Source organism: Synechococcus sp. CBW1108, assembly GCF_015840335.1.
In the GTDB taxonomy this organism is placed as follows: domain Bacteria; phylum Cyanobacteriota; class Cyanobacteriia; order PCC-6307; family Cyanobiaceae; genus Cyanobium_A.
Genome location: NZ_CP060395.1, coordinates 25,817 through 42,951, shown reverse-complemented (window position 1 = coordinate 42,951; position 17,135 = coordinate 25,817). Strand labels below are relative to the sequence as shown.

Annotated in this window: 18 protein-coding genes; 11 read left to right on the top strand and 7 right to left on the bottom strand. The window is 64.9% G+C overall.

The features are described from left to right. Positions 1 to 68: 68 nt before the first annotated feature. From ilvB to H8F27_RS00235, 3 genes are read left to right on the top strand one after another with little or no spacing between them, the layout of a single operon-like run. Positions 69 to 1,841 (top strand): biosynthetic-type acetolactate synthase large subunit, encoded by a 1,773-nt coding sequence (gene ilvB / locus H8F27_RS00245; protein WP_231596705.1) that lies wholly within the window; start codon positions 69 to 71, stop codon positions 1,839 to 1,841. Further along, positions 1,841 to 2,194 carry a hypothetical protein gene (locus H8F27_RS00240; protein WP_197150008.1) on the top strand — a complete coding sequence of 118 codons (354 nt, stop codon included), beginning with the start codon at positions 1,841 to 1,843 and terminating at the stop codon, positions 2,192 to 2,194. The genes ilvB and H8F27_RS00240 overlap by 1 nt, the downstream gene beginning before the upstream one ends. Further along, a complete protein-coding gene (locus H8F27_RS00235) occupies positions 2,191 to 2,397 on the top strand; it encodes a GIVxVP protein (protein ID WP_197150006.1) in 207 nt (68 codons plus the stop codon). Before H8F27_RS00240 ends, H8F27_RS00235 begins: the two co-directional genes overlap by 4 nt. A gap of 12 nt (positions 2,398 to 2,409) precedes the next feature. On the opposite strand, the gene H8F27_RS00230 is transcribed toward H8F27_RS00235, so the two are convergent. Then, positions 2,410 to 2,859: a hypothetical protein gene (locus tag H8F27_RS00230; RefSeq protein WP_197150003.1), complete on the bottom strand. Its 450-nt coding sequence runs from the start codon at positions 2,857 to 2,859 to the stop codon at positions 2,410 to 2,412. A gap of 103 nt (positions 2,860 to 2,962) precedes the next feature. Here H8F27_RS00230 and ppsA point away from each other — a divergent pair, with 103 nt between their 5' ends. Further along, a complete protein-coding gene (gene ppsA / locus H8F27_RS00225; RefSeq protein ID WP_197150000.1) occupies positions 2,963 to 5,401 on the top strand; it encodes a phosphoenolpyruvate synthase in 2,439 nt (812 codons plus the stop codon). Positions 5,402 to 5,411: 10 nt separating this feature from the next. On the opposite strand, the gene H8F27_RS00220 is transcribed toward ppsA, so the two are convergent. Beyond that, on the bottom strand, positions 5,412 to 6,479 hold the full coding sequence (locus H8F27_RS00220; RefSeq protein ID WP_197149998.1) for a metallophosphoesterase: 1,068 nt from the start codon (positions 6,477 to 6,479) through the stop codon (positions 5,412 to 5,414). A 7-nt stretch (positions 6,480 to 6,486) separates the two neighbouring features. Continuing rightward, entirely contained in the window at positions 6,487 to 6,645 is a 159-nt protein-coding gene (locus H8F27_RS00215; protein ID WP_197149996.1) for a hypothetical protein, read from the bottom strand. Between the two features lie 127 nt (positions 6,646 to 6,772). Between H8F27_RS00215 and H8F27_RS00210 the strand changes: the two genes are divergently transcribed. After that, positions 6,773 to 8,473, top strand: coding sequence for an NAD(P)/FAD-dependent oxidoreductase (locus tag H8F27_RS00210; RefSeq protein WP_197153257.1), 1,701 nt, complete (start codon positions 6,773 to 6,775; stop codon positions 8,471 to 8,473). Here H8F27_RS00210 and H8F27_RS00205 read toward each other — a convergent pair. From H8F27_RS00205 to H8F27_RS00190, 4 genes are all read right to left on the bottom strand, one after another. Then, entirely contained in the window at positions 8,412 to 8,774 is a 363-nt protein-coding gene (locus tag H8F27_RS00205) for an AbrB family transcriptional regulator (protein ID WP_197149991.1), read from the bottom strand. The genes H8F27_RS00210 and H8F27_RS00205 overlap by 62 nt on opposite strands. Before the next feature lie 108 nt (positions 8,775 to 8,882). Beyond that, entirely contained in the window at positions 8,883 to 9,701 is an 819-nt protein-coding gene (gene pgeF / locus H8F27_RS00200; protein WP_197149989.1) for a peptidoglycan editing factor PgeF, read from the bottom strand. Positions 9,702 to 9,712: 11 nt separating this feature from the next. After that, positions 9,713 to 10,594, bottom strand: a complete 882-nt coding sequence (locus tag H8F27_RS00195) for a Tab2/Atab2 family RNA-binding protein (RefSeq protein ID WP_197149987.1) — start codon at positions 10,592 to 10,594, stop codon at positions 9,713 to 9,715. Beyond that, a complete protein-coding gene (locus tag H8F27_RS00190) occupies positions 10,591 to 11,844 on the bottom strand; it encodes a S1 RNA-binding domain-containing protein (RefSeq protein WP_197153256.1) in 1,254 nt (417 codons plus the stop codon). The genes H8F27_RS00195 and H8F27_RS00190 overlap by 4 nt, the downstream gene beginning before the upstream one ends. A 49-nt stretch (positions 11,845 to 11,893) precedes the next feature. On the opposite strand from H8F27_RS00190, the gene H8F27_RS00185 reads away from it, so the two are divergent. The 6 genes from H8F27_RS00185 to folE all read left to right on the top strand — a co-directional run bounded on the left by H8F27_RS00185 (position 11,894) and on the right by folE (position 17,112). Beyond that, positions 11,894 to 12,679: a creatininase family protein gene (locus tag H8F27_RS00185; RefSeq protein ID WP_197149983.1), complete on the top strand. Its 786-nt coding sequence runs from the start codon at positions 11,894 to 11,896 to the stop codon at positions 12,677 to 12,679. Between the two features lie 43 nt (positions 12,680 to 12,722). Next, on the top strand, positions 12,723 to 13,457 hold the full coding sequence (locus H8F27_RS00180; protein ID WP_197149980.1) for an aldehyde oxygenase (deformylating): 735 nt from the start codon (positions 12,723 to 12,725) through the stop codon (positions 13,455 to 13,457). Between the two features lie 52 nt (positions 13,458 to 13,509). Further along, complete coding sequence (locus H8F27_RS00175) at positions 13,510 to 14,562, top strand: long-chain acyl-[acyl-carrier-protein] reductase (RefSeq protein ID WP_197149977.1); 1,053 nt, start codon at positions 13,510 to 13,512, stop codon at positions 14,560 to 14,562. Positions 14,563 to 14,594: 32 nt separating this feature from the next. After that, complete coding sequence (locus H8F27_RS00170; protein ID WP_197149974.1) at positions 14,595 to 15,584, top strand: acetyl-CoA carboxylase carboxyltransferase subunit alpha; 990 nt, start codon at positions 14,595 to 14,597, stop codon at positions 15,582 to 15,584. Positions 15,585 to 15,664: 80 nt separating this feature from the next. Further along, positions 15,665 to 16,363: an SDR family oxidoreductase gene (locus H8F27_RS00165; protein ID WP_197153255.1), complete on the top strand. Its 699-nt coding sequence runs from the start codon at positions 15,665 to 15,667 to the stop codon at positions 16,361 to 16,363. Between the two features lie 8 nt (positions 16,364 to 16,371). Continuing rightward, positions 16,372 to 17,112, top strand: a complete 741-nt coding sequence (gene folE, locus H8F27_RS00160; protein ID WP_197149971.1) for a GTP cyclohydrolase I — start codon at positions 16,372 to 16,374, stop codon at positions 17,110 to 17,112. Positions 17,113 to 17,135 lie beyond the last annotated feature (23 nt).

Below are 17,135 nucleotides of genomic sequence, written 5' to 3'. Positions count from 1 at the left end.
GGTCAAAAGGAGCCAGCACTGGCCAGCAGGCCAGCCCATCCCAATTGGTCAATGGCGGCTACGCCCTGATGGATGCCTTACACATCCATGGGGTGGAGCACATCTTCGGCTATCCAGGCGGCGCCATCCTGCCCATCTATGACGAGCTGCACAAGGCAGAAGCCCGCGGCTGGTTGAAGCACATCCTGGTGCGCCATGAGCAGGGCGGCACCCATGCGGCCGATGCCTATGCCCGCGCAACAGGCAAGGTGGGCGTGTGCTTCGGCACCTCTGGCCCGGGCGCCACCAACCTGGTGACCGGCATCGCCACCGCCCAGATGGACTCGGTGCCGATGGTGGTGATCACCGGACAGGTGCCCCGTGCCTCGATCGGCACCGACGCCTTCCAGGAAACTGACATCTTCGGCATCACCCTGCCGATTGTGAAGCACTCCTGGGTGGTGCGCGATCCCCGCGATATCGGCCGGATTGTGGCCGAGGCCTTTTTGATTGCAGCCAGTGGCAGGCCCGGCCCGGTGCTGATCGATGTGCCCAAGGATGTGGGGATTGAGGAGTTCCACTACACCCCTGTGGCGCCCGGGACGGCAATTCCGGCTGGCTTCAGGTTGCCCCCCGAACCCGATCCCGAGGCAGTCGCCGCTTCCCTGGCCCTGATTCGCCAGGCTCGCCGGCCCCTGCTCTACGTGGGTGGTGGGGCAATCAGCAGCGGCGCCCACGCCGCCGTGAAGCAGTTGGCGGAGCGTTTCCGCTTGCCCGTAACCACCACCTTGATGGGCAAGGGCGCCTTTGATGAGAAGCATCCCCAGTCGGTGGGCATGCTCGGCATGCACGGCACCGCCTATGCCAATTTCGCAGTCACCGAGTGCGACCTGCTGATTGCCACCGGTGCCCGCTTCGACGACCGGGTCACCGGACGGCTGGACGGTTTCGCCCCCCGGGCTCAGGTGATCCACATCGACATCGACGCGGCTGAGATGGGCAAGACGCGCCTGCCGGACGTGGCGCTCGTGGCCGATGTACAGGCCGCCCTCACTGCCCTTCTGTCCGCCTCAGCCCAGGACAGCTCGGAGGGCCGCACCGAGGCCTGGTTGCAGCGCATCGACAGCTGGAAGCAGAACTATCCCCTGGTGGTGCCCGCCCCCGAGGGCGAGATCGCCCCCCAGGAGGTGATGGTGGCCCTGCAAGAGCTAGCACCCGATGCCTTCTACACCACCGATGTGGGCCAACACCAGATGTGGGCCGCCCAGTTCCTACACAATGGCCCAAGGCGCTGGATCAGCTCGGCTGGCTTGGGCACCATGGGCTTCGGCATGCCTGCAGCCATGGGCGTGCAGACCGCCTTTCCGGATGAGCAGGTGATCTGTGTCGCCGGCGACGCCAGCATCCTGATGAATATCCAGGAGTTGGGCACCCTCAGCCAATACAACCTGCCGGTGAAGGTGGTGGTGATCAACAACGGCTGGCAGGGCATGGTGCGCCAGTGGCAGGAGAGCTTTTACGGAGAGCGCTATTCCGCCTCCGAGATGACCGGTGGCATGCCCGACTTTGCTGCCCTGGCGGAGTCCTTCGGGGTGCGGGGAGTGTGCATCAAGGAGCGTTCCAGCCTGCGCCAGCAGCTGCAGGAGGCCTTTGACCATCCCGGACCTGCCTTCATCGATGTGAAGGTGCGCCGCAATGAAAACTGCTACCCGATGGTGCCACCGGGGGCCAGCAATGCCCAGATGGTGGGTCTGCCCAGCCATCCGGAGCTGGCGATCGACACCAGTCGCCACTGCCATGCCTGCGGTAGCACCACCGAAAGTGCCCACCTGTTCTGCCCCAGCTGCGGTGCCAAGTTGTGATGGCTCTTGCCGCCCTGCTGGTGGCTCTACTGATCTGGCCCGCCGGCGTAGGTGCGGCAGAAATACTGCAGGTTCGGGGCGGCAGTCTGCTCCAGCTCGGAGATCAAAATCGCAGTTATACGGTTCAGCTCGCCTGTATTTCTGTGTCGGCTGACCACGAGATCGAGGCGATTGCCTGGCTGCGCCAGGCCGCACCTCGGCGCACCAAGGTAAATCTGCGGCCTATGGGCCAGGAGCAGGGCGTGCTGCTGGCTCGGGTTCAGCCCCTGGCCGCGGCCACAGACCTAGGCAGCGGCTTGCTCGCGGCCGGCTTGGCCGAGCCGCGAGCAGGCGCTGTTGATGCCTGCCCATGAGCCTGAACCGCACGGCCAAGGGCATCGTGCTTGTGCCCTCCCTCCTGCTGGGAGGGGCCTTTCTGGCGGCGGGGGTATGGAGTGATGGGCCAGCAGCCAGCAACAGGATGCTGGCCCTGACCCTCGGGGGCGTGCTGATGGGAGCCGGTCTGCTGGCCCAGCTGTTGCCGGAGGGTGACCCCGAGCCAGGCGAACGCGACTGAGGGTGCGAGCGCCTACTTCTTCGGTTGCTGCTTGTTGGCCTGGGCAGTGAACTGGGCGATCACCTCATCGACAAATTTTTTGTCAGCAGCTGTGATCTTGGCGTAGCAGCCCTGCTTTACCCGGCCGACGATCTGCACGATCGTGCCGTTGACGATCTGGGAGGCTTCGAGTTTGCCGGTTCCGGCAATCTCGCTGCCATGCACGGAGCTCACCACGTAGGTGATGGCCTTTGCGTTGGAAATGACCCCGTTCTGCACTGGCAGCTTCTGTTCCACCGCCAGTTCGCAGACGTTGACCGCTGCCGCCAGGGCCAGGTCGTTCATCGTTTCAATTGACACTGGCTTGGCTGCAGCCGCTGCCGACTGGGCCAGGGCAGGTGAGCCAAGCAGGGCTGTTGCTCCAAGCAGGCCTGTTGCACCAAGGGTGGAAGCAGTGATCCAGGCCAGGGATAAGCGGGTCACAAAAAGCGCTGCGAAGCAAAATTGTTCATCCCACTCTCGCACCTGTTTCGGCTGGCTGGCAGGGGGGGCAGGCGCCAGAGTTGGGTTTGGCTGCCCTGGTCGCATGTTTTCTGCTGAAACCCTGGTGCTGCCCTTCAACCAGGTGGGCATCGAGGCCATCGCCGCGGTGGGCGGCAAGAACGCCTCCCTTGGGGAGATGATCCGGGAGCTGGCAGAGCAGGGCGTGCGGGTGCCTGGGGGCTTTGCTACTACGGCAGGCGCCTACCGCCACCTGTTGCGCACCAATGGCCTCGATGGTCCGCTGCGGGCCCTGCTGGCGGGGCTTGATACAGAAGATCTCGGCGCTTTGCAGGCCGCTGGCAAGGCAGCCCGGGCCCTGCTGTTGAACGCCCGCCTGCCGGCAGATCTGAGCGCTGCAATCCTTGCTGCCTATCGAGAGCTGGCAACACCAGATGGCGTTTTGCCAGCGGTAGCGGTGCGCTCCAGCGCCACCGCTGAAGACCTGCCCGATGCCAGCTTCGCCGGCCAGCAGGAGACCTTTTTGAACATTGAGGGGGAGGCGGCCCTGCTTGAGGCCTGCCGCCGCTGTTACGCCTCGCTGTTCACCGACCGGGCCATCTCCTACCGCCAGCTCAATGGCTTCGATCATCTGGAGGTGGCCCTCTCGGTCGGGGTGCAGCGGATGGTGCGCTCCGACCTGGCCTGCGCTGGGGTGATGTTCAGCATCGACACCGAAACCGGCTTCCGCGATGCGGTGCTGCTAACCGCCGCCTACGGCCTGGGTGAAAACGTCGTGCAGGGTGCGGTGAACCCTGATGAGCTGCTGATCTTCAAACCCACGCTTGAGCAGGGCTTCGCGCCGATCCTCAGCAAACGGCTGGGCAGCAAGGCGATCCGGATGGTGTGCGGCGAGGCGGGCGTCGGCCTGATCAACGAGGCGGTGCCCCAGGCCGAGCGCGACCGCTTTGCCCTCAGCGATGACGAGGCCCTCAACCTGGCCCGCTGGGCCTGCTGCATCGAGCGCCACTACAGCGCCAAACGGGGCTCGCCTACGCCGATGGATATCGAGTGGGCAAAAGATGGCCTCAGCGGCGAGCTGTTCATCCTCCAGGCCCGCCCGGAAACGGTGCAGTCGCGCCAGCAGCAGGCGGTGCTGCGCAGCTGGCACCTGGAGCCCCACCAGGCCGAACCCCTGGCGAGCGGCCGCGCCATCGGAGCCTCGGTGAGCAGCGGTCTGGCGCGGGTAATCCGCCATCCCGGCGAGATCGAGCGCTTTGAGAGCGGCGATCTGCTGATCACCGAGCGCACCGATCCCGACTGGGAGCCGATCCTCAAGCGGGCCAGTGGCGTCGTCACCGACCAAGGCGGCCGCACCTGCCACGCGGCGATCATTGCCCGGGAGATGGGCATCACTGCCATCGTCGGCACCGGTGATGGCACCCAGCGCATCCAGGACGGCGATGCGATCACGATCAGCTGTTGTGAAGGTGATGTGGGCCGGGTGTACAGCGGCACCCTGCCGTTCTCGGTGACGGAGCAGCCCATCGGCGACCTGCCCGCTACCCGCACCCAGATCCTGATGAACGTGGGCAACCCGGAGGAGGCCTTCAAACTGGCCGCCATCCCCTGCGACGGGGTGGGCCTGGCGCGGTTGGAGTTCATCATTGCCAACCACATCAAAGTGCATCCGATGGCCCTGCTGGCCCCGGCGCGGGTGGCCGACCCCACCCAGCGGGCGGCCATCGCCCAGCTGACGGCCATCGCCCAGCTGACGGCCGGCCATGCCAGCCCCGCGGAGTATTACGTCGATCTGCTGGCCCAGGGGATGGCTCGCATTGCCGCGGCCTTCTACCCCCGGCCGGTGATCCTGCGCTTCTCCGATTTCAAGAGCAATGAATATGCCCGCCTGCTCGGCGGCGGGGCCTTTGAGCCCGATGAGGAGAACCCAATGCTCGGCTGGCGGGGGGCTTCGCGCTACTACGCCCCGGCCTTCCGCGCTGCCTTCGCCCTGGAATGCCAGGCCCTCAAACGGGTGCGCGAGGGCATGGGTCTCACCAATGTGATCCCGATGGTGCCCTTCTGCCGCACCCCCGAGGAGGGGGATCGGGTATTGGCAGAAATGGCCCGCTCCGGCCTGGTGCGGGGTGAGAACGGTCTGGAGGTGTATGTGATGTGCGAGCTGCCCAGCAATGTGATTGCGGCAGAGGCGTTTGCCGCGCGCTTCGATGGCTTCTCGATCGGCTCCAACGACCTCACCCAACTCACCCTGGGCCTGGATCGCGATTCAGCCTTGGTGGCTGAGTTGTTTGACGAGCGCCATCCGGCCGTGAAGGCGATGATTCGGCTGGCGATCCAAAGCGCCAAGCGCTGCGGCCGCAAGATCGGTATCTGCGGCCAGGCCCCCAGCGACTACCCCGACTTCGCCCGCTTCCTGGTGGAGGAGGGCATTGATTCGATCAGCCTCAACCCCGACGCGGTGATTGCCACCCGGCTGGAGGTGGCCAGGATCGAGGCAAGCCTGGGGCGCTTCCCAGGGCCCTAGCGGCTCTAGTTCAGCTGATCCGGCCCAGCACCGGTCCCCGGCTGGGGCGGATCTGGGCCGGTAACTGCTGGCTGCGGATTGGCTGCAGGGTTGTCATGTTGAAGCTGGTATAGACCGTACGTCCCGCGCCATCTCCGCTGGGCCAGAAGGCATCAATCAGGGTGAGGGTTTGCACCGGCGGCGTGTTGTCCTGGAGGCGCCGGCGTGGGCCGCTGCCCAGGGCTCCGAGGTGGAGCAGATCCAGTTGCCCCACCCGTCCGGGGAAGTAGGCGTGGTGGTGGCCACTGATGTAGGCGTGGGCTCCGGTGCGCTCCAGCAGCTGCCGCAGGGCGTCGCTCTGTTGCAGCACGTTGCCTGGGGTGTCCCTGCCCTGTCCCACCGCATAGAGGGGCAGATGGCCCAGCACCAGCCGCAGCCGGGCGGATTGCGCTGCTGGGCTGCTCAGCTGGCGCTCGGCCCAGGCCACCTGGTCGGCGGGCACGGTGGCGGAGGAGGCATCCCACACCAGTAGGAACAGGTCGTGCTGGCGCACGCTGTAGGCGAACGGGAAACGGCTGGCATCGACAAATTCCAGCCCCAGCGAATCCCGCTGGCCGCGCCAGTAGCGGCCGGCCTCCTGCCTGTCGAGTTCAAACACGTAGCGCCCGCCGGAGCGGGCCGCCGAGGCGTCGTGGTTGCCCATGGTGATCGCCACCGGCAATCCCGCCCGCCGCAAAGGTGAAAGCAGCTGGCGGTCGAAGGAGGCCCACATGGCACTGAGATGCACCTGGCTGAGCCCCTGCTTCTGGCCAGCGACCATGTCGCCGCCGCAGAGCACCAGATCGGGCTTCCAGGCGGGAATGAGCTGGACGGCCCGCAGCACCTCGCTGAGGTAGCTGGTGGAGCCGTAGCTGCTGTTGAGATCACTGATGGCCACCAGGCGCAGGTCACCCCGAGGGGCTTGCAGCCGACTGGCATCGCCGGTGGCCGCCCGGGCGGGGATCTGGCCGGCCGCCACGGCCCCCATGGCCCCCATGGACAGACCGGCCAGTCCCAGGAAGCTACGGCGGTTGAACTGGGGGCCAGGCCACTGGTCCATGCAGGTTTCAGTGCGCAGCGATGCTGCCCATGCTTAGCGCACCTGGGCCCTTCAGCCAGAGAGCCTCAAGAGCAGGCTGGCTCAGGAGCAGGGTGCCGTGGGCCGTGGCGCGCACCACGCAAAGAACAGCCAAACCGATGCAGAGGGGGCAGTGGGTGATCCCCATGGAGGCGCCAGCGAACCAGTTCCCACCCTGGCAGGCCGGTGGGATTTCCGGCCACGGCCCGACGAGACTGCTGCAATAAGGCCATCAAAGGCGCCCAATCCCCTGGGCGGACCTCCAGGAGTTGCCTGTGCTGCGACTGAGCCAACTGAAACTGCCCCTCGAGCACACGGAGGCCGATCTGAGGGCTGCGGTATGTCGGCGGCTGCGTCTCGAATCGCATCAGCTGGGGGCCCTGCGGCTGGTCAAGCGCAGCGTCGATGCCCGCAAGCCCAAGGCGATCGCCTTGGTGTACAGCCTCGACCTGGAGCTGGCCCTTGATCGCCGCGCTGAAGCAGGCCTGTTGAAGCGCTTCGCCGCTGATCCCAATCTGTGGCCCAGCCCCGACACCACATATCACCCCGTGGCCGTGGCCTGCGCCAACGACCTGCGTCCAGTGGTGGTGGGGGCGGGCCCCTGCGGTTACTTCGCCGCCCTGTTGCTGGCCCAGATGGGCTTCCGCCCCCTGCTGCTGGAGCGGGGCAAGGCGATCAGGGAACGCACCGCAGACACCTTCGGCTTCTGGAAGGGCACCTGCCGCTTCGATCCCGAGTCCAATGCCCAGTTTGGCGAAGGGGGGGCCGGCACCTTCTCCGACGGCAAGCTCTACAGCCAGGTGAGTGAGGCCAAGCCCTATGTGCGCAAGGTGCTGGAGGAGTTGGTGGCGGCCGGGGCTAACCCCGAGATTCTCACCCTGCACCATCCCCACATCGGCACCTACAAGCTGGCCACGGTGGTGCGGGGCCTGCGGCGTCGCATCGAGGCCCTTGGCGGTGAGGTGCGCTTCCAGTGCCGGGTGGATGGCCTGGAGCTGGATCCCCAGGAGCGGGCGGTGCGGGGCCTGGTGCTGGCGGGCGGCGAGCGGATTGGGGCCGACCGGGTGGTGTTGGCCCTGGGCCACAGCGCCCGCGACAGTTTCGCCATGGTCAAAGCTGCCGGTGTGGCGATGGTCCCTAAACCCTTTGCGGTGGGACTGCGCATCGAGCATCCCCAGAGCCTGATCGACCGGGCGCGCTGGGGTGAGGCCGCCGGCCACCCCCGCCTGGGCCCGGCTGAATACAAGTTGGTGCACCACTGCAGCGCCCCTGCCCTGCTTGGCCGCAGCGTTTACAGCTTCTGCATGTGTCCTGGTGGGCTGGTGGTGGGCGCCACCTCCGAGGAGGGCCGTGTGGTGACCAATGGCATGAGTCAGCATTCCCGCAACGAGCGCAACGCCAATAGCGGCCTGGTGGTGAGCATCGACCTCGCCGACCTCAACCCCTATGGCGAAGGGCCAGGTGATCCGCTTGCCGGCGTCGCCTTTCAGCGCCACTGGGAAGGGCTGGCCTACGCCGCCGGGGGCTCCTCCTACATGGCCCCAGCCCAATTGGTTGGTGATTTCCTGGCCCGCCGACCCAGCCGCTGTGCCCAGGGGGTCCAGCCCTCCTATCAGCCCGGCGTGCGCTACGGCGACCTGGACAACTGCCTGCCTCATTTTGTGCTGGAGGCGATTCGGGAGGCCCTGCCCATTTTTGCGCGGCGGATCCCCGGATATGCGATGGAGGGGGCCCTGCTGACGGGCGTCGAAACGCGCACATCCTCGCCTGTGCGGTTGCCTCGAGACCAAGCAACCATGGAGTGCATCAACACTCCAGGGTTATTCCCAGCTGGTGAGGGTGCCGGCTATGCCGGTGGAATCCTCTCAGCTGCCATTGACGGCATCAAAGTGGCCGAGCAGGTGGCCCTGTCGATCACTCATCCTCATCTTCAGCGCCCAGGGGCACAAGGCGAATCTGCTTGCGACCCAATTTGATTTCAAATTCATCCCCGGGTTTGAGGTCGAGCATGGCTGTATAGGCCTTGCCCACCATCAGGTTGCCATTGAACTGAATCTTGGTGTTGAAGCTGAGCTTGCGGCCACCTTTGCCGGTTTTGGAGGTGCCGCCGAAATCAACGCCTTTAGCATTGAGGAGTGCTTCATAAAAAGCTGTGAAGTTCAGCCGCTCAGATCCATCCCTCTTGTGGGAGATGTAGCCGCAAGCCCGCACGAGATCAGACTTGCTGACGTCTCCAAGTTCTTTGACCTTCGCGAGGAGGTCTGCGCCGGTGAGCATGGATAACGTTTATGTAACTTCTGCATTATTGCCCAGCATTCGCCAATGGTGCAAGCATCTGCTGGGTGGGTCCGCTCTAAAAGCAGTTCTGGCACTCAAGTCTGGGAGTCAAGTCTGGGAAACAATGCCGCTCCACTGAACCGCTTTGATCTGGTCGCGTCGCCAAGAGTGAAAAAGCAGTGATTCACTAGCTGTACACAGAGGGCAGACCCCAATTCGATCCGGAGCAATGCCGAGATATTCAAGCTGGCACTGCGCTGCAGCCCTGATGTCCAGCCGGTCCCGCTCGGGATCCGGGTCATCCAGCAGGGCCCCACATCGGCGTAAGGCCTCGAGGGCGGCCGGCAGTTGCTTAGAGCCAGCAACGTTGGCCTTCAGGCCCCAGGCCACCTGTTCGCTCACGCCGCGCTCCACCTGATAACAGACCCCACTGATCGCCGGGCCCAGGGCTACGACAAGCTGGTCTGCCTGGCTGCCGCTGGCCACGAGTTGGCCAATGGCCGAGCTCAGGATGTTGCTGGCCACACCCCGCCAGCCGGCATGGCAGGCCGCCACCCGGCCGGAGCCGGGATCTGCGATCAGCACCGGGGTGCAATCGGCCCCGCATACCCACAGGCTCTGGCCTCCGCCATCGCTCACCAGTCCATCGGCTTTTGGCCAGGGCTGGCAGGCCGCCTGGCTCGCCGCGAGGACCCGATTGCCGTGGACCTGCTGGGGTCGGTGCACGCTCACCCCGGCACTCACGTAGCCCGCCAGGACTTCGGGCCCTCGCCCCTGCCACTGGCGGGTGAAAAACCCGTGCTCGAAGCCCTGAAGGAGGTCGCACTGGAGGTAATAGCCGCCATAGGTACCCACCCAGGTCCAGCCCTCCAGGCTGTTGAAGTCCCGGTCGGGCTTGTCAAAGGGTGGATCAACCGCTTCGGCCATGGGCTGGCAGCTCAGGCGTCGGGTAGGTCGCGCAGCAGCCAGAAGCCCTCGAAGCGCTGATCAGCTTCGTTGGCCTGCACGGCCATGAATTGCAGGCCCCCAGCCTGGGTGCGCGCTGCGGCAAAGGCTCTGGCGGCAGCCCCTGCCTCAGCCTGGTCCAGGTTGGTCAGGAGCCAGCGGTCTTCCATGCCGGCTTCCAGCACCAGTTGCAGCCCGCTGATCTCCAGCCGCACCGGCTCCAGGCCCGCCAGCCAGCCCGCCAGGGCGAGGGCTCTGCTGGGGCTGAAGAGGCGAATGCCGGGCACGGGCACCTCGGCCTCCAGGCCGCTCGGCAGGGGCACCAGGCCAGCGAACCCCAGATCCCATTCCCCGGCCCCGGCCAGCGCCTCCAGGGGCAAGCTGGCCCAGGCCCAGCTCTCGCCGCGGGCGGCCTCGGGCAGGGGCACGGCGATCGGGCGGAGCGGCTGGGGCGGGGGGGCCAGGGGGCCCGCCATGTAGCCAGGCTCCTGGGGATACACGCTGCGCTCCCGCTCCTGCAGCCAGCTGACCAAGGCGTAGGTGCGGCGGCTGCTCACCAGCTCCATCCCCAGACCCTCGGCAGCCCGCTGCACCATGGTGCGCATCGAGGCACGCCAGCAACGCAGGCGCCGCGGCGGGGCGAAGCCCTGGTCCTCGGCGGCGCAGAGGGCCTGCTCCAGCGCTTCCTTCAGCCAGATTGAGTTGACGCTGGTTGCGGGGCAGGTCTGCACCCAACGAAACTGGTGCGAGGTTCCGTCATCGCCTGCCCCAACCTCTGGGGTGGAGCAGATCAGTAGTTCCCAGCGTTTCTTGCCATCGGCTTCCAGAATCGGACGTGAGTAATAGTCGAGTTCCCAGTCAGGGGCCTGCGTCATCCGGCGTCCTGCTCCCTTTGACGCAGGCTTGCCCGGGCCCGGTTGGCCCGGTCTGCGGCCTCGGCCATCACCGTGTCGCGCGCAATCAGCAATTCGCCCGGTTGGCCCTCCAGCAGCGCGGTGTTGAGGGCGATGCGCCCCCGGCCCGGATCCAGCTCGGTGATCAGAGCCTGGAGCCGCTCGCCCTGTCCAAATACCTCCCGCACATCCCTCAGCTGGCCTCCGGTGATCGCCGACTGGTGCAGCAGCCCGCTCACCCCTCCCAGATCCACGAACAGCCCGTAGGGCTTGATCGATACCACCTGGCCTTCCACCAGCTGGCCCACCTCCAAATTTTGGAAGAGGGCAGCGGTGGCCGCCCTCTTCTCCGACAGCACCAGCTTGCGGGTTTCCGGGTTGACTTCCAGGAAGGCGGCGCCAAGGGTTTTGCCCACCAGGGCCTCGTGGTTCTCGCCCTCCTGCAGTTGGGAACGGGGGATGAAGCCGCGCAGGCCCTCTAATTCGCAGGTGACGCCGCCACGGTTGAAGCCGTTCACCTTCACCTGGACAACCTTGCCCTCCTTCTCCAGCTGGCGCACCTTCTCCCAGCTGTGGCGCAGGGCCAGGGCGCGGGCGCTGATCGTCACCATGCCGTCGGCGTTTTGCTCGCGAGTGACGAGCACTTCGAGCTCCAGGCCCTTCGGGAAACGCTCCTTCAGGTTGGTGATCACCCCCAGCCCGCATTCACTTTTGGGCATGAAGCCCGGGGCCTTGCCGCCGATATCCACATAGACCCCATCGCTCTCCATGCCGATCACCGTGCCCCGCACCACTTCGCCGGTGGTGCCGTGGGGCTCGTGGTCATCCAGGGCAGCCAGGAAGGCTTCTTCGTCGAAATCGAAGTCGTCCACACTGCGGGCCGCCTGTTTCGTCGTTGGGGCAGATCGCTTGGCCTGGCCCCGTTGGCTGGGGTCAGGACCCAGCAGGTCGGCCATGCTGAGGCCCTCCATCGAGCCCATTTCAAACAACTCCCCATCGTCTGAAGGGGGGAAGCTGGGGGCCGCCGGCTGCGGGGCTTGGAGGATCTTGGGCTCCGGCGCTGGCGGCGCTGGCGGCGCTGGCTCATCCTTGCGGATCATCACCACCTGGGGGGGCTTGCGCAGCGGCGCCACCGGCAGGGGCCTGGGGGCAACGGGGGGCCGGGGCCTGGAGGAGGACGATCCCGGGCCGGCGGATGAAGATGGGGGCTGTCGGCTGCCGGTATCGGCCATCTCCACGGTGAGCTCACAGCTCCACACTGTAGGGACCAGTTCTGAAGCCATGGACCATCAGCGCCATCTGCAGTGTCTGGCCTGGCCCCAGGTGGAGCAGCTGGCGGCCCAGCCCGGGAGCACGGTGGTTTGGCCGTGGGGGGCGGTTGAGCAGCATGGGCCCCACCTTCCCCTCTGCACCGATGGGCTGTTTGCCGAGCGGGTGCTGGATGCGGCGCTGGCAAGCCTCGATCCAGCCCTGCCGATTCTGAGGCTGCCCCTGCAGAGCATTGGGTGTTCTCCGGAGCACCGCGGCTTCCCCGGCACCCTCAGCCTTTCCCCGGCCCTGCTGATCGAGCTGACCGTGGCCGTGGGTCAGCAACTGGCCGCGGCGGGATTCCAGCGCCTGGTGCTGTTCAATGCCCATGGCGGCCAGATTGCCCTGCTGCAGACGGCTGCGCGCCAGCTGGGCCTGCTCTCCCCAGAGCTGGCCGTATTCCCCTGTTTCCTCTGGAATGGCCCGGAGGGCATTGCCGAGCTGATCCCCGAGCCAGAGCGATCGGAGGGCCTCCATGCCGGCCTGGCGGAAACGAGTCTGATGCTGCACCTAGCCCCCCAGCTGGTGGGCCAGGAGCGTCCCTGCGATGGCACGGGGCTGACCATCCCCACGGGCTGGAGCCTGGAGGCTGGGGCTCCCCTGGCCTGGTTCAGCCACAACCTCAGCTCCAGCGGCGTTATCGGCGACGCCCGGGGTGCCTCTGCCGCCCTCGGCGAAAGGTTGTTTGACCTGCTGGTGGCGGGTTGGCGGCAGCGGCTTGATGCCCTGCTAAACAGCGCCTGGCCAGCTCCCCACTGAGGGTGGTTACAGTTCGCTCAACAGTTCCAACAGAACCGAAGCCATGGCATCCATCGCTGCTGTATCCACCGCCGCTCCTGCAGTGTCCGCAGCCTCTGCCACCGACCAGCTCCCCGACTTCAGCAGCGAGCTTTACAAGGATGCTTACAGCCGCATCAATGCGATCGTGATCGAAGGTGAGCAAGAAGCCCATGACAACTACATATCTATCGGCACCCTGATCCCCGATCAGGCAGAAGAGCTGGGCCGCCTCGCCCGCATGGAGATCAAGCACATGAAGGGTTTCACTGCCTGTGCCAACAACCTTGGCGTGACTGCAGACATGCCCTTTGCCAAGGAGTTCTTCGCGCCCCTGCATGGCAACTTTCAGACGGCGCTGGCCGAAGGCAAGGTGGTCACCTGCCTGCTGATCCAGGCCATTTTGATCGAGGCATTCGCGATTTCCGCTTACCACATTTATATTCCGGTTGCTGATCCCTTCGCCCGCAAGATCACTGAGGGAGTGGTCAAAGACGAATACACCCACCTCAATTACGGCCAGCAGTGGCTCAAGGCCAACTTGGAGACCTGCCGCGAGGAGCTGGAGCAGGCCAACCGGGCCAACCTGCCCCTGGTGCGCAAAATGCTGGAGCAGGTTGCCAACGACGCTTCCGTGCTGCAGATGGATCAGGAAGACCTGATGGCCGATTTCCTCAGCTCCTACCAGGAGGCCCTGCTGGACGTCGGCCTCAGCAGCAGGGAGATCGCCCGGATGGCCGCGGCCGCCCTGGTGGGTTGAGCCCGGTCCCCTGGAGGGATGTAGCGTCGGCGACATCCCTAGGGATTCGGCAATGTTCGGCCTGATCGGTCACTCCACAAACTTTGAGGAGGCCCGCGCCAAAGCACGCAGCCTCGGCTTTGAGGATTTTGCCGAGGGCAACCTGGATATGTGGTGCAGCGCCCCACCCCAATTGGTGGAGAGGTTGGAGGTAACCAACCCCAGTGGCAAGAAGATCGAAGGCGCCTACATCGACTCCTGCTTTGTGCCTGAGATGTTGAGCCGTTTCAAAACGGCCAGGCGCAAGGTATTGAGCGCCATGGAGCTGTCCCAGAAAAGTGGCCTCGACATCACAGCCCTGGGTGGCTTCACCTCGATCATTTTTGAAAACTTCAACCTGCTCAAAGAGCAGCAGATCCGCTCCACAACTCTGGAGTGGCAGCGCTTCACCACTGGCAATACCCATACGGCCTGGGTGATTTGCCGTCAGGTTGAAACCAATGCTCCCCGGCTGGGTATTGACCTGCGTCAGGCCAGTGTTGCAGTGGTTGGCGCCACCGGGGATATCGGCAGTGCGGTTTGTCGCTGGCTGAGCCAACGCACCGGCATCAAGGAACTGCTGCTGGTGGCCCGCCAACAGCAACCCCTGCTTGACCTGCAGCAGGAGCTTGGCGGTGGCCAGATTCTCAGCCTCGAGGAAGCCTTGCCCCAGGCTGATGCGGTTGTTTGGGTCGCCAGCCTGCCCCAGACCCTCAGCATCGATGTCGACAAACTCAAATCGCCTTGCCTGATGATCGACGGCGGCTACCCGAAAAACCTCGACAGCAAGGCCAACGGCGCCGGCATCCACGTGCTCAAGGGTGGAATCGTGGAATTCTTCACAGACATCACCTGGCAGATGATGGAAATGGCGGAGATGGCAAATCCCAGCAGGCAGATGTTTGCCTGCTTCGCCGAGGCAATCCTGCTGGAGTTTGAAGGCATCCATACCAACTTCAGCTGGGGCCGCAACAACATCAGCCTTGACAAGATGGACCTGATCGGCGCGGCCTCCCTGCGCCATGGGTTTGAGGCCCTCAGCCTCAGCTTGCAGCCGGACGCCTCACTGGCCATGGCCCCTGCCTAGCCCCTTTGCCCAATTCCAAAGCACCCCCCGCCATGGCCCGTCGCGCCCTGCTGGAGTTCGAAAAACCGCTGGTTGAGCTGGAGGAGCAGATCGAGCAGATCCGCCAGTTGGCGCGTGACTCGGAAGTGGATGTGAGCCAGCAGCTGCTGCAGCTTGAAACCTTGGCAACCCGCCGCCGCAAGGACATCTTCGAGGCCCTAACTCCTGCCCAGAAGATCCAGGTTGCCCGCCACCCCCAACGCCCCAGCACCCTGGACTACATCCAGGTGATCACCGATGAGTGGCTGGAGCTGCATGGGGATCGGCGCGGCAGTGACGACAAGGCCCTGGTCGGGGGCGTGGGCCGGATCGGGGACCAGGCTGTCGTTTTGCTGGGCCATCAGAAGGGGCGTGACACCAAGGAAAACGTGGCCCGCAATTTCGGCATGGCCTCTCCGGGTGGCTACCGCAAGGCGATGCGGCTGATGGAACATGCCGACCGCTTCCGCCTGCCGATCCTTAGCTTCATCGACACCCCTGGCGCCTACGCCGGTGTGCTGGCAGAGGAACAGGGCCAGGGCGAGGCGATTGCCTTCAATCTGCGCGAGATGTTCCGCCTGCGGGTGCCGATTGTGGCCACCGTGATCGGGGAGGGTGGCTCCGGCGGCGCCCTCGGGATCGGTGTGGCCGACAGGCTGCTGATGTTTGAGCACAGCGTCTACACCGTGGCGAGTCCGGAAGCCTGTGCCTCGATTCTCTGGCGGGATGCGGGCAAGGCCTCCGCCGCTGCAGAAGCGCTGAAAATCACCGGTCCAGACCTGCTCAAGCTCGGCGTTGTCGATCTGGTGTTGCCGGAGCCCTGCGGCGGCAATCACTGGGCACCCTTGCAGGCCGCGGAAACCTTGAAGACGGCCCTGCTCGAGCAGCTGGCCGAGCTCCAGGGCCTGAGTGAAAAGCAGCTGCTCGAGCAGCGCTATGGGAAGTTTCGGCGCATGGGCCGTTTCCTCGAGAGCGAGGCCCCAGAGCCAGCCCGGGGTCCTTAGGGTTGCGCCAAGAGCGCCCTTTCTTTGCAACCGCTCTCCCCTCGCAACCTTGCCTCTTGTCTGATTCATCGGCAGTGGCCCTGATTTCCGGGGCTTCCCGGGGCATCGGTGCCGCGGCAGCCCGTATTTTTGCCGCAGCTGGGTACGACCTGCTCCTGCTGGCCCGGCCCTCTGCCGAGCTCGATGGCCTGGCCGCTGAGCTCGAGCCCCTGGGCCGTCGGGTTGAAATCCAGGCCCTTGACCTAACCGATCCGGCTGCCATCGCGCCCGGTGTAGCTGCACTTTGCGCCCGGGGTCTAGCCCCCACCGTGGTAATCAACAATGCGGGCATGGCTTACACCGGCCCGCTGGCTGCCATGCCGCTTGAGCAGTGGCAGCGGCTGATGCAACTAAACCTGACTGCCGTATTCCAGCTTTGCCAGGTGCTGTTGCCGGGTCTGCGCCAGGCGGGGGGAGGCCACATCATCAACGTCAGCAGCCATGCGGCCCACCACGCTTTCCCAGACTGGGGTGCCTACTGCATCAGCAAGGCTGCCCTAGCAGCGTTCAGCCGCTGTCTGGCCGCTGAAGAACGGGCCCACGGAATACGGGTCAGCACCCTGACCCTGGGTTCGGTGAATACCCCCCTTTGGGAGAGCGAAACAGTTCACAGTACCTTCGATCGCCGTGCCATGCTTGATGCCGAGCGGGCAGCTGAAGCCCTGCTGTATTTGGCCCAACAGCCCGCCACCCAGGTGGTGGAAGACCTCACCCTCATGCCGGCTGCCGGCGCGTTTTGAGCACCTCCATGACCTCCACCTTGCCCTCCAGCCTTCCCTCCCGCTCGAGTGCCCCGGCCGCTGGCCCCTTGCCCGTCAGCGTCCGAATTCGGGAGCGGCTTGAAGCCGATGCCGTTGCCTACTTCGCCAACGACAACATCGCTGACCATCTCAAGGATGGGGAGCTTGAGCAATTGGAAATCGAAGTTGCGGGCAAGGTGCGTGAGCTGCTGCGCAGCCTGGTGATAGATATCGATAGGGACCACAACACCGAGGAAACGGCTGAACGCGTCGCCAGGATGTACCTCCATGAGGTCTTCAAGGGCAGATATCACGAACAGCCCAAGATCGCTAGTTTCCCAAACGTTAAAAAGCTTGATGAAATCTACACGGTTGGGCCCATCTCCGTGCGCTCAGCCTGCTCCCATCACCTGGTTCCCATCCTTGGCAACTGCTGGATCGGAATCAAGCCCGGGGAGAGGGTTATCGGCCTATCCAAATTTTCACGGGTGGCTGACTGGGTCTTTTCCCGGCCCCACATTCAAGAGGAGGCCGTGATGATTCTGGCAGATGAAATCGAAAGGCTCTGTGAGCCTCAAGGTCTGGCCATTCTGGTAAAGGCTCAGCACTTTTGTATGAAGTGGCGCGGTGTCAAGGAACCGCAAACCAGCATGGTCAATTCCGTGGTTCGCGGTGATTTCCGGGCCGATCCCAGCCTCAAGGCTGAATTTTTTGAACTCGTCAAACAGCAGGAATCTTTGCTCTACTAACGAGCAATCCCCTCTCCCCTGGC

Coding starts and splice junctions, on each gene's coding strand:
- ilvB (WP_231596705.1), top strand. CDS start 69: ATGGATGCCTTACACATCCATGGGGTGGAGCACATCTTCGGCTATCCA.
- H8F27_RS00240 (WP_197150008.1), top strand. CDS start 1,841: ATGGCTCTTGCCGCCCTGCTGGTGGCTCTACTGATCTGGCCCGCCGGC.
- H8F27_RS00235 (WP_197150006.1), top strand. CDS start 2,191: ATGAGCCTGAACCGCACGGCCAAGGGCATCGTGCTTGTGCCCTCCCTC.
- ppsA (WP_197150000.1), top strand. CDS start 2,963: ATGTTTTCTGCTGAAACCCTGGTGCTGCCCTTCAACCAGGTGGGCATC.
- H8F27_RS00220 (WP_197149998.1), bottom strand. CDS start 6,479: ATGGACCAGTGGCCTGGCCCCCAGTTCAACCGCCGTAGCTTCCTGGGA.
- H8F27_RS00215 (WP_197149996.1), bottom strand. CDS start 6,645: ATGGGGATCACCCACTGCCCCCTCTGCATCGGTTTGGCTGTTCTTTGC.
- H8F27_RS00205 (WP_197149991.1), bottom strand. CDS start 8,774: ATGCTCACCGGCGCAGACCTCCTCGCGAAGGTCAAAGAACTTGGAGAC.
- pgeF (WP_197149989.1), bottom strand. CDS start 9,701: ATGGCCGAAGCGGTTGATCCACCCTTTGACAAGCCCGACCGGGACTTC.
- H8F27_RS00195 (WP_197149987.1), bottom strand. CDS start 10,594: ATGACGCAGGCCCCTGACTGGGAACTCGACTATTACTCACGTCCGATT.
- H8F27_RS00190 (WP_197153256.1), bottom strand. CDS start 11,844: ATGGCCGATACCGGCAGCCGACAGCCCCCATCTTCATCCGCCGGCCCG.
- H8F27_RS00185 (WP_197149983.1), top strand. CDS start 11,894: ATGGACCATCAGCGCCATCTGCAGTGTCTGGCCTGGCCCCAGGTGGAG.
- H8F27_RS00180 (WP_197149980.1), top strand. CDS start 12,723: ATGGCATCCATCGCTGCTGTATCCACCGCCGCTCCTGCAGTGTCCGCA.
- H8F27_RS00175 (WP_197149977.1), top strand. CDS start 13,510: ATGTTCGGCCTGATCGGTCACTCCACAAACTTTGAGGAGGCCCGCGCC.
- H8F27_RS00170 (WP_197149974.1), top strand. CDS start 14,595: ATGGCCCGTCGCGCCCTGCTGGAGTTCGAAAAACCGCTGGTTGAGCTG.
- folE (WP_197149971.1), top strand. CDS start 16,372: ATGACCTCCACCTTGCCCTCCAGCCTTCCCTCCCGCTCGAGTGCCCCG.